Genomic DNA, 14518 nt, shown 5'->3' on the forward strand with positions numbered 1-14518 from the left:
CGGGGCATCGGAAAGCCAAACGGCCACCGCCTCGCGGGAAGCATGTCGGACCCCCGTGGTGTTGTAGGAGGCAAGGACGCCGTCGGGGGCGGTCCATGACATGAAGCGAGGCAGATATGACCGGGTTGGGAGCCGCGATCTACATCGGATTCTTCGCTCTGGCCGCGCTGTGGCTGTACCTCAGCGGCCGGCGCGAGGATCAGACCCAGCGACCCGAGGATTCGAATTGGGCCAGCACCGAGGCCGACTCGGACGGGTTCAACCCGTGGCTGGCCAGCCACTCGCTGTCGAAGTAGGTGTCGGCGTAGCGGTCGCCGCTGTCGGCCAGCAGGGTCACCACCGACCCGCCGCGCCGCTGGGCGACCATCTCGGCCAACAGCTTGAACGCGCCCCAGATGTTGGTGCCCGTGGACGGACCGACACGGCGGTTCAGGACGGCACCGACGTGCTGGGCCGCGGCCACCGAGGCGGAGTCGGGGACGATCATCATCCGGTCCACCACCCCGGGCAGAAACGACGGCTCGACCCGCGGTCGCCCGATCCCCTCGATGCGGGAGGACGCCCCGGTTTGGACATGCGGGTCGTGGTGCGCGTAGGACGGAAAGAAGGCCGAGTTCTCCGGGTCCACCACGCACAACCGGGTGCGGTGTCGGCGGTAGCGCAGATAGCGGCCGATGGTGGCGCTGGTGCCGCCGGTGCCGGCGCCGACCACGATCCAGTCCGGCACCGGGTGCGCCTCCTGGTACATCTGGTCGAAGATGGACTCGGCAATGTTGTTGTTGCCCCGCCAGTCGGTGGCCCGCTCGGCATGGGTGAACTGATCCAGGTAATGCCCACCGGTCTGCTCAGCCAACCGCTCGGCCTCGGCATAGACCTGTGCCGACTCTGTGACGAAATGGCAACGCCCGCCCTGTGATTCGATGAGGGCGATCTTGGCCGGGCTGGTCGAGGAGGGCATCACGGCAATGAATGGCAGGCCCAGCAGCGCAGCGAAATACGCCTCGGACACCGCGGTGGAACCCGACGACGCCTCGATGACGGTGGTGCCTTCGCCGATCCACCCGTTGCACAGTGCATAGAGGAACAGGGAGCGCGCCAGCCGGTGCTTGAGGCTGCCGGTGATGTGCGTCGTCTCGTCCTTGAGGTAGAGCTGTACGTCGAACTCGTCGGCCCATGACGGCAGCGGATACCGCAACAGATGGGTGTCGGCGCTGCGCCGCGCGTCGGCCTCGATCAGCCGGACGGCATTGTCCACCCAGTCCCGTGGCCCGCCACAGGCGATATCGCCGCCGGCGCTCACCGTGCCGATACGGTCGGATGGGCCTGTCCGGCGCGGCGACCCAGCACCGATCCCTTGGTGGGGGTGGCCACCAAGGTCAGCAGGGTCGCTTCCGGCCGGCAGCAGAACCGCACCGGGGCGTACGGGGACGTCCCTATACCCGCCGACACGTGCAGCTTCATGTCCGCGCCCCACTGCGACGGGCCCTTGGCGCGCGTGCGGTCCAGTTCGCAGTTGGTCGCGACGGCCCCGTAGAACGGCAGGCACAGCTGGCCGCCGTGCGTATGCCCGGCCATCACCAGCTGATAGCCGTCCGCGGCGAAGCGGTCCAGCACCCATGGTTCGGGCGAGTGCGTGACGCCCAGCGACAGGTTCGCGGTCGGGCTGGGTGCGCCGGCGATGGTCTCGTAGCGGTCCCGCTTCAGGTGCGGATCGTCGACCCCGGCGGCGGCGATCCGCAGCCCGGCGACGTCGAATTCGCGGCGGGTGTGCGTCATGTCCAGCCAGCCGCGCTCGGTGAACGCGGCCCGCAGGTCCTGCCAGGGCAGCGGATCACCGTGGATCCGGCGCTTCTTGTTGAACAGGTAGTTCGTCGGATTCTTCGGCTTCGGCGCGAAATAGTCGTTACTGCCGAACACGAACACCCCGGGCACCGACAGCAGGTCACCGAGCGCCTGCACGACGGCGGGCACCGCCTTCTGGTGCGACAGGTTGTCCCCGGTGTTGACCACGAAATCGGGTGCCAACGTCGCCAGTTCCCGCAGCCAGGCCTGTTTGCGCCGCTGCCGCGGCAGCATGTGCAGGTCCGAAAGATGCAGCACCCGCAGCGGGGTCGAGCCCGGTGTCAGCACCGGCATCGTCACTTCCCGAAGCGCGAACGCGTTGCGCTCGATCAACGACGCATAGCCGATCCCTGCGGCGAGCGTGCCTGCGGCGATCGCGGCAGTGTTCTTCAGGTGCGACATGTCAGCAGCTTACTGCGTGGTCACGGTGCCGGCGGGGGTGGCGGCGGTGGCGGCGGGCCGAGCACCGGCACCGTGATCGGCGGCAGACCCGGAATCTGGATGACCGTCTCGCCGATCGGCGGCGGCAGCCCGGGGATCCCCACCGGCGGTGGCGGCGGGGGCGGCGCGATGCCGTTACTGGTCTGGATGGTGATGATCGACCCCGGGATGGTCTGCCCGGACGGCGAGGTGCCCACCACATAGCCGGCGGGGGAGGTGCTGTTGACCGGTTGCGGATCGTCGGCGACCTGGAATCCGGCCTCCCGCAGGCGCTGGCGGGCCAGATCGAGGCCCATGCCGGCGACACTGGGCACCCGGGACCCCGGGCCGCCCTCGACGTAGCGGGGATCGGTCGGCGGCAGCACGACGGTGTCCGGGGTGATCGGTTTCATCGCCGCGAACCAGGTCCTGGCCGGCTCGTTACCGCCGAACAGGTTTCCCGAACCGCACTGGCGCAGCGGGAACGAGCAGAGTTCGCTCGGGTTGGTGGAGTCGTCATAGATGTAGTTGGCCGCGGCGAACTCACTGGTGAAACCGAGGAAGGCCGAGGACCGGTTCGACTCGGTGGTGCCCGTCTTACCGGACATCGGCAGGCTCCAGCCCACCGAGCCGGCCGCCCCGGCCGCGGTGCCCGCGCCGGTGTCGTCCTTGCTCAGCGCATTGGCCAGGGTGTTGGCCAGGCCCTCGGGCACGACCTGCTCGCAGGTCTCAGTGGTCACCGCGACCTCGGTGCCGTTGCGGTCGAACACCTGAGAGATCGGGTTCGGTGGGCACCAGGTGCCGCCCGAGGCGATCGTGGCGGCGACGTTGGACAGCTCGAGGCCGTTGACCTCGATCGGGCCCAGGGTGAACGAGCCGATGTTCTGCCGCTTCACGAAGTCGGCCAGACTCTCGTTGCTGTCCGGGTCGTAGTCGCGGGCGGTGCCGGGCAGCGCGTAGGACCGCAGTCCCAGGCGCACCGACATGTCGACGGCTTTCTGCACACCCACCTGCGAGATCAGCTTCGCGAAGGCGGTGTTCGGCGAGGTGGCCAGCGCATCGGTGACGTTCATCGAGCCCTGGTAGTTGCCGGCGTTGCGCACACACCAGGTGGCCGGCGGGCAACCCGGCGAGTTACTGCTGCCCAGTCCCTTGGCCTGGAACGCGGGCGGCACCGGAAGTTGGGTGTTGATCCCCATCCCCATCTCCATGGCGGCGGCCACGGTGAAGATCTTGAAGACCGAACCCGCACCGTTTCCGGCCAGCGAGAACGGCTGCGGCTGCATGGTCTCGCCGGCCTCGGTGTTCAGGCCGTAGGTGCGGTTACTGGCCATCGCCACCACCGGGTGGGCGTCCTTGCCCGGCCGGACCACGCTCATCACGCTGGCCACACCCTCGATATCCGCTGGCGCGTACTGGTTCACGGCCGATTTGATGTTCGCCTGCACGTCCGGGTCCAGCGTGGTCTTGATCAGATAGCCGCCCTTGGCGATCTGTTCCTTGCTGATCCCGGCGCGGGCCAGGTAGTCCAGTGCGTAATCGCAGAAGAACGCGCGATCACCGGCCGCGATGCAGCCGCGGGGCAACTCATTCGGGGTCGGCAGCACGCCGAGTGGTTCCTGTTTGGCCGCCCGCAGTGCCTCGGCTTCTTGCGGAACGTTCTCGATCATGGTGTCCAGCACGACGTTCCGGCGGGCCAGCGCACCCTCGGGGTTGGTGTAGGGATTCAGCACGCTGGTGGACTGGACCATGCCGGCCAGCAGCGCGGCCTGCTGCCAGTTCAGCTCGGAGGCGTTGATGCCGAAGTAGGTCTGCGCAGCGTCCTGGACCCCGAAGGCGCCGTTGCCGAACGAGACCAGGTTGAGGTACCGGGTCAGGATCTCCGGCTTGGTCAATGTCTTGTCCAGCGTCAGCGCCATCCGGATCTCACGCAGCTTGCGCGCCGGGGTGGTCTCGATGGCCGCGCGCTTCTCCGCATCGGTCTGCGCGACCACCAACAACTGGTAGTTCTTCACGTACTGCTGCTCGATGGTGGAACCGCCGCGGGTGTCCAGGTTCCCGGACAGGTAGCCGGACAGACCGGTCAGGGTGCCCTGCCAGTCCACGCCGTTGTGCTCGGCGAACCGCTTGTCCTCGATGGAGACGATCGCCAGCTTCATGGTGTTGGCGATCTGTTCGGTCGGCACCTCGAAGCGCCGCTGGGTGTACAGCCAGGCGATCGGGTTGCCGCGCGCGTCGGTCATCGTGGACACCGCGGGGATGTCGCCCTCGACGAGCTGGGCCGACCCGTTGGCCACCACATCGGAGGCCCGGTTGGACATCAGGCCGATGCCGCCGACGACCGGGAACATCAAACCGGCGGCGATGACCGCGGCCAGCAGGCAGCACCACATCAGTTTGATGACCGTCACCGCCACCGGGGGACGTGGCGAGGGCTGCTCAGGCATGAGTTACAGAGTAGCCAGCGGGTCCAATCGGGGCCCGGGAGCCGGGCGAATGTCGATTTCGGCGCTCTGACGGCACGGTCGTCCCAAAAAAGCGTGATCTGACTGTTGCGTAAAAGGCCACTGACCACCTAGCTTGGACACACAATGCGATTCAGGTAACACTCTGGACGCAATGTGGCGCAGATTACATCGACGTGTTATGTGGTCCGGACGAAGGGAACGCTGGTGTCAGTTACATCATCCGCCATGCACAGGACTGGCGTGAACCCCCAACTCCACGCCGCCGCCCCCGGAGCCGAGGCCGAAGCCAGAATCGCGTGGGTTTCCCAGGCGCGCTGCCGGCAGGCCGACCCCGATGAGCTCTTCGTGCGCGGCGCCGCTCAGCGCAAGGCGGCAGTCATCTGCCGGCATTGCCCCGTGATCGCCGAATGCGGCGCCGACGCCCTGGACAACAAGGTCGAGTTCGGTGTCTGGGGCGGGATGACCGAACGTCAGCGTCGCGCGTTGCTCAAGCAGCATCCCGAGGTGGTGTCCTGGGCGGACTTCTTCGCCGCCCAGCGCAAGCACCGCAGCGCCGTCTAGTCAGACACCCGTGAGCTGATCGCCGATGGCGCGCAGCGCTTCCAGATCAGATACGTCGAATGGAAGTGACGGCACCCCGACGATCGCCACATGCGGATTGGCCCCGGTGAACCGGGACAGCAGTCGAACCTCCCGCTTGGCGGTGGCCGCCCGCGCTGCGTGCACCCGCAGCACCGCCGCCGTCAGTCCGCCCGGCCCCTGCGTGGCGTCGAGCTGATCGGCCGCCTCGGCGGCGTGCTCGCCCGGCAGATTGCACAACGTCGGGTGGGTGCGGTTGAGGATCAGGCCGGCCAGCGGCATCTTCTCCTGCGAGAGCCGGTCGACGAAGAACGAGGCCTCGCGCAGTGCATCCGGTTCGGCCGCCGACACCACCACGAACTGGGTGCCCCGACGCTTGAGCAACTCGTAGGTGCGGTCCGCCTTCTGCCGGAACCCGTCGAAGGTGGCGTCCAGCGCCTGTACGAAACCTGCTGCGTCAGCCAACATCTGGGATCCGAGCACCGTGGAGAGCGCCTTCATCGCCAACCCGACCGCACCGGTCACCAGCTTGCCGATGCCCCGACCGGGTGCCAGCAGCAGTCGCCACAGCCGACTGTCCATGAAGCTGCCCAGCCGCTTCGGCGCGTCGAGGAAATCCAGCGCGTTGCGCGAGGGTGGGGTGTCCACCACGATCAGGTCCCACTTGTCCTCGGCCAGCAGCTGGCCGAGCTTCTCCATGGCCATGTACTCCTGCGTGCCGGCCAGCGAGGTCGCCACCGTCTGATAGAACTGGTTGTCTAGAATCGCTTCTGCGCGTTCGGAATCCGACGAGTACTGCAGCACCATTTCGTCGAAGGTGCGGCGCATGTCGAGCATCATGGCGTGCAGCTCGCCGGTGGCCTCGGGTGCCAGCGGAACCCGCTGCGGGGTGTTGCCCAGACTTTCGATGCCCAGCGCCTGGGCCAACCGCTTGGCCGGGTCGATGGTCAGAACCACCACGGTGCGGCCGCGTTCGGCGGCCCGCAGCGCCATCGCGGCGGCGGTGGTGGTCTTGCCCACGCCGCCGGCGCCGCAACACACCACGACCCGGTTGGTGGTGTCGGCCAGGATGGCGCCCAGGTCCAGGGTCGTCGGAGTAGTGCTCACGGGTTACCTCACTCCTTGGGCGGCAAGTGCTTCGGCGAGTTCGTACAGACTTCCCAGGTCGACACCGTCGGCGATGGCGGGCAGTTGCAGCCGGGCCACGTCGAGGTCTTCGAGCAGTTCGGCGCTCTCGGTGCGCGCGGCGATCCGGGTGGCGTGCTGGATGGACTCGGTGAGCAGACCCGCGAAATCGTTGTCCGACAACGTGATACCCGCAGCACTCAGCCCGGCGCGCACGGCGTCGGCGTCGATGTCGCCTTCGGCGGCCTTGCTCAGGTCCTCGGCGGACAGATATCGGGGAATATTGCGGTTGACGATCACGCTGCCGATCGGCAGGTCGAGTTCGCGCAGCTCGCTGATCGCCTCGATGGTCTCCTGCACGGGCAGGGCCTCCAGCAGGGTCACCAGGTGGATGGCGGTCAGGTCCGAATGCAGGATCTTGACCACGCCCTCGGCCTGCGAGTGCACCGGTCCGCCCTTGGCCAACTCGGACACGGCCTTGGTGACATCGAGGAAGCGCGAGATGCGCCCCGTCGGGGGTGAATCGACGACGATGGCGTCATAGGTGGTCTGGCCGGGTTTGGCCGATTTGTCCGCGCGGACCACGATTTCCTTGATCTTGCCGGTGAGCAGCACATCGCGCAGCCCCGGTGCGATCGTGGTGGCGAACTCGACGGCGCCGATGCGGCGCATGGCCCGGCCGGCGATACCCAGGTTGTAGAACATGTCCAGGTACTCCAGGAACGCCGCCTCGGTGTCGATGGCGAGCGCATTGACCTGCCCGCCGCCGTCGGCGGTCGCGATCTTCACTTCCTGGTAGGGAAGCGGCGGTACGTCGAACAGTTGCGCGATGCCTTGGCGCCCTTCGACCTCCACCAGCAGCACCTTGCGGCCGCCGGCGGCCAGTGCCAATGCCAGCGCCGCCGCGATCGTCGACTTGCCGGTGCCACCCTTGCCGGTGACGAAGTGCAGCCGCGCCTTGGTCAGCCGCGACGGCCAGCCGACCGGTTTGCGGTCGTCGGATTCGTGTTCCACGCCTGCATGCTATCCATGCGTGACGCGTGGCCGGATAAGCTCGCCCACATGAGCGAGTTAACCCGTTGGGAATACGCCACAGTTCCGTTGCTGACGCATGCGACCAAGCAGATCCTCGATACCTGGGGCGTCGACGGCTGGGAACTGGTGTCGGTGCTGCCCGGTCCCACCGGCGAGCAGCACGTCGCCTATCTGAAGCGGCCGAAGTGACCGTCGCGTCGAAGCTCGCCGAGCTGGGTATCGAACTGCCCGCCGTCGTCGCGCCGTTGGCGGCCTACGTCCCCGCGGTGCGCACCGGCAACCTGGTCTACACCGCCGGGCAGCTGCCGATCGCCGATGGTGAACTGCTGGCCACCGGCAAGGTCGGCGCCGAGGTGACCGCCGAGCAGGCCAGGGACCTGGCCCGCCAATGCGGGTTGAACGCGTTGGCCGCGGTGCACGCGCTGGTGGGGATCGATTCGGTGGTCAAGGTGGTCAAGGTGGTCGGCTTCGTGGCCTCGGCGCCCGGCTTCGACGGACAGCCCGGCGTCATCAACGGTGCCTCCGAGCTGCTCGGGGAGATCTTCGGTGACGCGGGAGCGCACGCGCGATCCGCGGTCGGGGTGTCCGAGCTGCCGCGCAATGCACCGGTGGAAGTGGAAGTGATCGTCGAGGTCGCGTAAGCGGCCGAGCATGAGATGGAGGTCGCGTAAGCGGCCGAGCATGAGATGGAGGTCGCGTGACGACCCACCCCGCGTACGGCGTGCTGCGACCGGTGACTGAATCGGCCTCGGTCCTGCTGTGCGACAACCCGGGCGTCATGACGCTGGACGGCACCAACACCTGGGTGCTGCGCGGTCCGCGCAGCGACGAGATGGTGATCGTCGATCCCGGGCCCGACGACGTCGCACACATCGAGCGGATTGCGGCGCTGGGGAAGATCGCGCTGGTGTTGGTCAGTCACAAGCACGGTGACCACACCGACGGTATCGACATGCTGGTCGAGCGCACCGGTGCGGTGGTCCGTTCGGTCGGCAGTGGCTTCCTGCGGGGGATGGGCGGTCCGCTGACCGACGGTGAGGTGATCGACGCCGCCGGCCTGCGCATCACGGTGATGGCCACCCCGGGACACACCGCGGACTCGTTGTCATTCCTGGTCGACGACGCGGTCCTGACCGCCGATACCGTGCTGGGCCGCGGCACCACCGTCATCGACGACGAGGACGGCAGCCTGGCGGCCTACCTGGAATCGCTGCGCCGCCTGCAGGGACTGGGCCGGCGCACCGTGCTGCCCGGGCATGGGCCCGATCTCGCCGACCTGGCGCAGATCACCGCCGGCTACCTGGCGCACCGCGAGGAACGCCTCGAACAGGTCCGCGGAGCCCTGCGGCTGCTCGGCGAGGACGCCACCGCAAAGCAGGTCGTCGCGCACGTCTATACCGATGTCGACGAGAAGCTGTGGCCCGCCGCCGAGAAGTCGACCCAGGCCCAGCTCGACTACCTACGCGGCTGAGGGCCGAAACAGCATTCCAGAAGGCCCGTACTCTGACTTTTACCTCTGGAATGCAATTTCGGCGGGAACCCTAGCGAGCGCGGCGGGCCAGCCGCTCGCTGTCGCTGATCAGCACGCTCTTGCCCTCCAGCCGGATCCAGCCGCGGTGGGCGAAATCGGCGAGCGCCTTGTTCACCGTCTCGCGGGAGGCGCCGACGAGCTGGGCGATCTCTTCCTGGGTCAGGTCGTGGGTGACGCGCAGTGCGCCACCCTCCTGGGTGCCGAAACGCTGGGCCAGCTGCAGCAGCTGCTTGGCGACGCGGCCGGGCACATCGGTGAAGATGAGGTCGGCCAGGTTGTTGTTGGTGCGCCGCAGGCGGCGGGCCAGCACGCGTAGCAGCTGCTCGGCGATCTCGGGGCGGTCGGCGATCCACGCGCGCAGCGCCTCGCGGTCCATCGAGACGGCACGCACTTCGGTGATGGTGGTGGCGCTGGAGGTCCGCGGACCGGGGTCGAAGATCGAGAGTTCACCGAACATGTCCGACGGGCCCATGATGGTGAGCAGGTTCTCCCGGCCGTCAGGGGAACGCCGGCCGATCTTCACCTTGCCGGACGTGATGATGTAGAGCCGGTCACCGGGCTCGCCTTCGGCGAACACCGTGTGTCCGCGCGGAAAGTCGACAGGCTGCAGCTGTTTGGTCAGTGCAGCGACCGCAGTGGGTTCTACCCCTTGGAAGATTCCGGCCCTGGCCAGGATCTCGTCCACGTTGCCCCTCTTAGCTCTTCGGGTGATATGTCATGCGCAATCAAACACACGGTTGGCCGACCGCCCAGCTTGTCAGCGAAATCAGTCTAGAGGTTGCGCGGTCAACGACGAGCCAACGCTACACACGATTGGGCTGGCGAGTCGCGGGAAACTGCGGATTGGCCCCGCTCGGCGTCGCCAGCCGGGTGGGCAGACCGGTGAACGCCTGCGGCTCGCGGGCCGCCGGACGGGTGCGCTCCAGCAAATCGGTACCGACGTTTCCGTCCAGGGTGGCGCGGTCGTCGGTATCCAGGCTGGCTTCCAGGCGCCCGAGCCCGAAGGTCGCCAACATCAGCAACCCTGGGATGAAGGCGACCAGCAACCACGACACACAGGAGAGTAAACACGGCGAAGGTCTCAACAGGATCACGGTTTGTCACCGGTCGGCGCAGTGCCGGCCGTCGTTCTCTCCCGCCCGACATCCCGGCCCTTCGCTCACCATGTCCGCAAGTCAGTACGCTGATTCGGGTGAGTGTGAGCACCGTCCGCCGCAAGTCGGCCGCGGCATGGGACCGTGAGACCCCTCTCGGTCTGGTCCGGCGGGCCCGGCGGATGAACCGCGCCCTCGCGGTGGCGTTCCCGCATGTCTACTGCGAGCTGGATTTCACCAACCCGCTGGAGCTCACGGTGGCCACCATCCTGTCGGCCCAGTGCACCGACAAAAGGGTCAATCTGACCACCCCGGCGCTGTTCGCGCGATACCGCACCGCGCTGGACTACGCCCAGGCCGACCGCGCCGAACTCGAAGAGCTGATCCGGCCCACCGGTTTCTACCGCAACAAGGCCAACGCGCTGATCAACCTGGGTCAGGCGCTGGTGGCGCGGTTCGACGGGGAGGTACCCGACACCCTCGCCGATTTGGTCACGCTGCCCGGTATCGGGCGCAAGACCGCCAACGTGGTGTTGGGCAACGCCTTCGACATTCCCGGTATCACCGTCGACACCCATTTCGGCCGGCTGGTCCGACGCTGGCGGTGGACCGCCGAGGAGGACCCGGTGAAGGTCGAGCACATCGTCGGTGAGCTCATCGAACGCCGCGAATGGACGCTGCTGAGTCACCGGGTGATCTTTCACGGCCGCCGCGTCTGTCATGCGCGCCGCCCGGCCTGCGGGGTGTGCGTGCTGGCCAAGGACTGCCCGTCCTTCGGGGCGGGACCTACCGACCCGGTCACCGCGGCGGCACTGGTGAAGGGCCCCGAGACCGAGCATCTGCTGGCGTTGGCCGGGCTGTGAGTCGCTCCGCCCGCTGGACCGCCGCAGTACTGATCATCCTGGTGGCACTCGGCTACGCGCTCTGGCGCGAACTCGGCGCCGCGCCCGGCGGGAGCGTCGACGCGGGTAGCCCCGCCGCCCGCGATCACCGCGATGCCGACACTCCCGCGGCGCTCGCCGAACCGCGGGCCCGGGCCGACCTGTCGCCCTGCCCGGCACCCGGTGCCGGCGCCGGGCCGGCGGCGCTGCGCGGCATCAGCCTGGAGTGCGCGGGTGACGGCACCATGATGGATCTGGCACCGGCACTGGCGGACCGACCGGTGCTGCTCAATCTGTGGGCGTATTGGTGCGGGCCGTGCGCCGATGAGCTGCCCGCCCTGGCCGAGTACCAACGCCGGATGGGTGATCGGGTGCTCGTGTTGACGGTGCACCAGGACGAGAACGAGACCGCGGGCCTGCTGCGGCTCGCTGAGCTGGGCGTCCGGTTGCCGACGGTGCAGGACGGACGGCGTCTTGTCGCCGCGGCGCTGAAGGTACCCAACGTGATGCCTGCGTCCGTGGTGCTGCGGGCGGACGGTAGCGTGGCCGAAATCCTGCCGCGACCGTTCACCGACGCCGACGAGATCGCCGCGGCGGTGAATCCGTCGATAGGAGTTCCGGTTGAGTAGCACCGTCTCGCCGGGCGCCGCGCCCGCCTGGCTGCGGCCGCTGGTCGACAACGTGGCCGCGGTGCCCGACGCCTACCGCAGCCGGGTGCCCGCCGACGTGCTGGCCGCCATCACCGCCGCCAACGAATCCGCCACCCGCGCGGGCACCAAACGCGACGCCGCGGTGCTGGTGCTGTTCTCCGGCCCCGCCGAGGCACCCGTCGGCGGCCCGCCGCCGGACACCGACCTCCTGGTCACGGTCCGGGCCTCGACGCTGCGAAACCACTCCGGGCAGGCCGCATTCCCCGGTGGGGTGTCCGACCCGGAGGACGACGGACCGGTGTTCACCGCGCTGCGCGAGGCGCGCGAGGAGACCGGCGTCGACACCGATCGACTGACTCCGCTGGCCGTGCTGGACCGGATGTTCATCCCGCCCACGGGCTTCCATGTGGTCCCGGTGCTGGCCTACTCACCCGACCCGGGCCCGGTCCGGGTGGTCGACCCGCAGGAGGCTGCCATCGTCGCGCGGGTTCCGCTGCGCGCGTTCATCAATCCGGAGAACCGGCTGATGGTTTACCGGGACGCCAACACCAGCCGGTTCGCCGGCCCGGCCTTCCTGCTCAACCAGATGCTGGTGTGGGGTTTCACCGGCCAGGTGATCTCGGCGATCCTGGATGTCGCCGGATGGGCGCAGCCCTGGGACACCGACCACGTGCGGGAGTTGAGTGAGGCAATGGCGCTCGTCGGACACCCCAGCCAGTACGGTGAGGCCCAACAATGACACCGTCACAGTGGCTCGACCTCGCCATCCTCGCCGTCGCCTTTGTGGCCGCGGTCTCCGGGTGGCGCTCGGGTGCGCTCGGCTCGCTGCTGTCCTTCGTCGGAGTGGTGCTGGGCGCCGTGGCCGGTGTGCTGCTGGCCCCACATCTCGTCGGCAACATCGACGGGCCGCGCACGAAACTGTTCGCGACGCTGTTCCTCATCCTGGCCCTGGTGGTCATCGGCGAGATCGCCGGTGTGGTGCTGGGCCGCGCGGTGCGCGGCGCCATGCGCAACCGCGGTCTGCGCACCGTCGACTCCGTCATCGGCGCGGTGCTGCAACTGGTCACCGTGCTGGTGGCGGCCTGGCTGCTGGCCACCCCGCTGACCAGCCAGCCGACCCTGGCCGGCGCCGTGCGCGGCTCCAAGGTGCTCAGCGAGGTCGACGCGCTGGCGCCGGAATGGCTGAAAAAGGTGCCCACCCGGCTGGCCGGGCTGCTCGACACGTCGGGACTGCCTGCCGTGCTGGAGCCGTTCAGTCGCACGCCGATCGTGGCCGTCGACGCACCCGATGCCGCGCTGTCGGTCTCACCGGCCGTCGAGGCCACCCGCAACAGCGTCGTGAAGATCCGCGGTGTCGCACCCAGTTGCCAGAAGGTGTTGGAGGGCAGCGGTTTCGTCATCGCGCCGAACCGGGTGATGTCCAATGCGCACGTCGTCGCCGGCGCCGAGACCGTCACCGTCGAAGTGGGCGGGCAGTCCTATGACGCCAGCGTCGTCGCCTACGACCCGAACATGGACATCTCCATCCTGGCCGTTCCCGAACTGCCGTCGGTTCCGCTGATCTTCGACGACTCCGAGGCCGAGCCGACCACCGACGCCATCGTGATGGGTTACCCCGGCGGCGGGGACTTCACCGCGACACCGGCCCGGGTGCGGGAGACGATCGAACTCAACGGTCCGGACATCTACAACTCGACCACTGTGAACCGCACCGTCTACACCATCAGGGGCACTGTCCGGCAAGGCAATTCCGGTGGCCCGATGATCGACAAGGACGGCAGGGTGCTCGGTGTGGTGTTCGGGGCGGCCGTCGATGACGCCGACACCGGATTCGTGCTCACCGCCCAGGAGGTCCTTCCGCAGCGGCTGAAGGTCGGCAACACCGCGGCGGTGCCCACCGGCACCTGCATCGGTCAGCCGGGATAGACCTCACCGAGAAAGCGGGTCAGCTCGGCGTTGACCTGCCCGGGTGTCTCCTCGTGCGCGAAATGCCCGGTACCGGGGATGGACACGAACTGGCCACGGGACACGAAGGGTGCCGTGCGGCGCACCGAATCGGCCAGCACATACGGATCGGCGGCCCCGCGCAGATGGAGCATCGGTATGTCCAGCGGGCGCTTCATCGCCCGCATGAAGCGTCGTCCTTCGGCGCGCAGCTGGCTACGCACCGCCCAGCGCTGGTACTCCAGCGTCGAATGTGCCGCGCCGGGAATCTGAATCGCCTGGCGGAGGTGGCGGACGGTCTCGGCGAAGTCCTCGGTGGCCAGCCAGCTGTCTCCGGCTCGGGCGCGGACCACCCGCTCGACCTCTATTGCGTTGTGGCGCATCAACTTGCGTTCCGGCCAGATCGGCACCTGATACCGCAACAACCACGGCAGCACCGCCCGGCGCTGCGCCGAGTCGCCGAGCACCGACGCGCGCAGGGCGGCCGGGTGCGGTGAGCTGACCAGCGCGACGGCATCGACGGCGCGCGGATGCAGGATCGCGGTGGCCCAGCAGACCAGCCCGCCGTCGGCGTGGCCGACCAGGGTCGCCGAGCTGTGACCGAGCGCGCGGATCAGTCCTGCGGTGTCACCGGCCAGTGTCCAGCCGTCATACCCGCGGGGCGGTTTGTCGCTGCCGCCGTAACCGCGCAGGTCGACGGCGACGACCCTGGCATTGGTTCTCCCCGTCGCTTCGCTCGCCCGCGCCTCGCCCAGGCCGCGCAGCTGATGGCGCCAGGACCACCAGAACGAACCGAAGCCGTGCAGCAGGATGACCAGGGGACCGTCGGCGGGCCCACCGTTCGCCTCCACGACGTGAAAACGGATGCCGTTGGCATGGACCTGCAGGTGTCGCCACGGTCCGTCGATGCGCACAACCGACGGATCCGGCCGGGGTGCCATGAGGCGGT

15 protein-coding genes and 1 pseudogene are annotated in these 14518 nt (G+C 68.4%); 8 read left to right on the forward strand and 8 right to left on the reverse strand.

The genetic code is table 11. The features are described from left to right. Positions 1 to 199: 199 nt before the first annotated feature. From cds1 to ponA2, 3 genes are read right to left on the reverse strand one after another with little or no spacing between them, the layout of a single operon-like run. Positions 200 to 1300 carry an L-cysteine desulfhydrase Cds1 gene (gene cds1, locus A7U43_RS05930; RefSeq protein ID WP_067992229.1) on the reverse strand — a complete coding sequence of 367 codons (1101 nt, stop codon included), beginning with the start codon at positions 1298 to 1300 and terminating at the stop codon, positions 200 to 202. Further along, positions 1297 to 2244 (reverse strand): metallophosphoesterase, encoded by a 948-nt coding sequence (locus A7U43_RS05935; RefSeq protein ID WP_067992232.1) that lies wholly within the window; start codon positions 2242 to 2244, stop codon positions 1297 to 1299. The genes cds1 and A7U43_RS05935 overlap by 4 nt, the downstream gene beginning before the upstream one ends. Before the next feature lie 20 nt (positions 2245 to 2264). Beyond that, the gene (gene ponA2 / locus A7U43_RS05940) at positions 2265 to 4709 is read right to left on the reverse strand and encodes a transglycosylase/D,D-transpeptidase PonA2 (protein ID WP_067992236.1); all 2445 of its coding nucleotides are present in this window, start codon (positions 4707 to 4709) and stop codon (positions 2265 to 2267) included. Positions 4710 to 4955: 246 nt separating this feature from the next. On the opposite strand from ponA2, the gene A7U43_RS05945 reads away from it, so the two are divergent. After that, positions 4956 to 5291, forward strand: coding sequence for a WhiB family transcriptional regulator (locus A7U43_RS05945; RefSeq protein WP_067992239.1), 336 nt, complete (start codon positions 4956 to 4958; stop codon positions 5289 to 5291). Here the strand turns inward: A7U43_RS05945 and bagB are convergent, their stop codons facing one another. Continuing rightward, positions 5292 to 6416: an ATPase BagB gene (bagB, locus tag A7U43_RS05950; protein ID WP_067992242.1), complete on the reverse strand. Its 1125-nt coding sequence runs from the start codon at positions 6414 to 6416 to the stop codon at positions 5292 to 5294. A 3-nt stretch (positions 6417 to 6419) separates the two neighbouring features. Continuing rightward, entirely contained in the window at positions 6420 to 7448 is a 1029-nt protein-coding gene (bagA, locus tag A7U43_RS05955; protein ID WP_067992245.1) for an ATPase BagA, read from the reverse strand. 48 nt (positions 7449 to 7496) lie between these two features. Here bagA and A7U43_RS05960 point away from each other — a divergent pair, with 48 nt between their 5' ends. Genes A7U43_RS05960 through A7U43_RS05970 form a run of 3 tightly spaced genes read left to right on the forward strand, consistent with a single transcriptional unit; the run spans position 7497 to position 8940 of the window. Further along, on the forward strand, positions 7497 to 7658 hold the full coding sequence (locus A7U43_RS05960) for a DUF4177 domain-containing protein (protein WP_105362063.1): 162 nt from the start codon (positions 7497 to 7499) through the stop codon (positions 7656 to 7658). Continuing rightward, complete coding sequence (locus A7U43_RS05965) at positions 7655 to 8110, forward strand: RidA family protein (RefSeq protein WP_067992252.1); 456 nt, start codon at positions 7655 to 7657, stop codon at positions 8108 to 8110. The genes A7U43_RS05960 and A7U43_RS05965 overlap by 4 nt, the downstream gene beginning before the upstream one ends. A gap of 56 nt (positions 8111 to 8166) precedes the next feature. Next, positions 8167 to 8940: an MBL fold metallo-hydrolase gene (locus A7U43_RS05970; RefSeq protein ID WP_067992255.1), complete on the forward strand. Its 774-nt coding sequence runs from the start codon at positions 8167 to 8169 to the stop codon at positions 8938 to 8940. 70 nt (positions 8941 to 9010) lie between these two features. Here A7U43_RS05970 and crp read toward each other — a convergent pair whose 3' ends face one another. Then, positions 9011 to 9685, reverse strand: coding sequence for a cAMP-activated global transcriptional regulator CRP (crp, locus tag A7U43_RS05975; protein WP_019510750.1), 675 nt, complete (start codon positions 9683 to 9685; stop codon positions 9011 to 9013). Between the two features lie 288 nt (positions 9686 to 9973). After that, positions 9974 to 10071: pseudogene (locus A7U43_RS30655) on the reverse strand (hypothetical protein); the annotation flags it as partial. A 205-nt stretch (positions 10072 to 10276) separates the two neighbouring features. Between A7U43_RS30655 and nth the strand changes: the two are divergent. From nth to marP, 4 genes are read left to right on the forward strand one after another with little or no spacing between them, the layout of a single operon-like run. Then, the gene (gene nth / locus A7U43_RS05985) at positions 10277 to 10957 is read left to right on the forward strand and encodes an endonuclease III (protein WP_197500027.1); all 681 of its coding nucleotides are present in this window, start codon (positions 10277 to 10279) and stop codon (positions 10955 to 10957) included. Then, on the forward strand, positions 10954 to 11604 hold the full coding sequence (locus A7U43_RS05990) for a TlpA family protein disulfide reductase (protein ID WP_067992264.1): 651 nt from the start codon (positions 10954 to 10956) through the stop codon (positions 11602 to 11604). Before nth ends, A7U43_RS05990 begins: the two co-directional genes overlap by 4 nt. Continuing rightward, a complete protein-coding gene (locus tag A7U43_RS05995; protein WP_067992267.1) occupies positions 11597 to 12364 on the forward strand; it encodes an NUDIX hydrolase in 768 nt (255 codons plus the stop codon). Before A7U43_RS05990 ends, A7U43_RS05995 begins: the two co-directional genes overlap by 8 nt. Next, positions 12361 to 13551, forward strand: coding sequence for an acid resistance serine protease MarP (marP, locus tag A7U43_RS06000; RefSeq protein ID WP_067992269.1), 1191 nt, complete (start codon positions 12361 to 12363; stop codon positions 13549 to 13551). The genes A7U43_RS05995 and marP overlap by 4 nt, the downstream gene beginning before the upstream one ends. On the opposite strand, the gene A7U43_RS06005 is transcribed toward marP, so the two are convergent. Beyond that, positions 13539 to 14510 carry an alpha/beta fold hydrolase gene (locus A7U43_RS06005; protein WP_067992272.1) on the reverse strand — a complete coding sequence of 324 codons (972 nt, stop codon included), beginning with the start codon at positions 14508 to 14510 and terminating at the stop codon, positions 13539 to 13541. The two genes, marP and A7U43_RS06005, sit on opposite strands and share 13 nt — an antisense overlap. Positions 14511 to 14518 lie beyond the last annotated feature (8 nt).

It is taken from the genome of Mycobacterium adipatum, from assembly GCF_001644575.1.
In the GTDB taxonomy this organism is placed as follows: domain Bacteria; phylum Actinomycetota; class Actinomycetes; order Mycobacteriales; family Mycobacteriaceae; genus Mycobacterium; species Mycobacterium adipatum.

Bases quoted from the DNA above. Each gene is read 5' to 3' on its own strand.
- nth (WP_197500027.1), top strand. From the start codon at position 10,277: ATGAACCGCGCCCTCGCGGTGGCGTTCCCGCATGTCTACTGCGAGCTG.
- ponA2 (WP_067992236.1), bottom strand. From the start codon at position 4,709: ATGCCTGAGCAGCCCTCGCCACGTCCCCCGGTGGCGGTGACGGTCATC.
- A7U43_RS05935 (WP_067992232.1), bottom strand. From the start codon at position 2,244: ATGTCGCACCTGAAGAACACTGCCGCGATCGCCGCAGGCACGCTCGCC.
- A7U43_RS05945 (WP_067992239.1), top strand. From the start codon at position 4,956: ATGCACAGGACTGGCGTGAACCCCCAACTCCACGCCGCCGCCCCCGGA.
- marP (WP_067992269.1), top strand. From the start codon at position 12,361: ATGACACCGTCACAGTGGCTCGACCTCGCCATCCTCGCCGTCGCCTTT.
- A7U43_RS06005 (WP_067992272.1), bottom strand. From the start codon at position 14,510: ATGGCACCCCGGCCGGATCCGTCGGTTGTGCGCATCGACGGACCGTGG.
- A7U43_RS05960 (WP_105362063.1), top strand. From the start codon at position 7,497: ATGAGCGAGTTAACCCGTTGGGAATACGCCACAGTTCCGTTGCTGACG.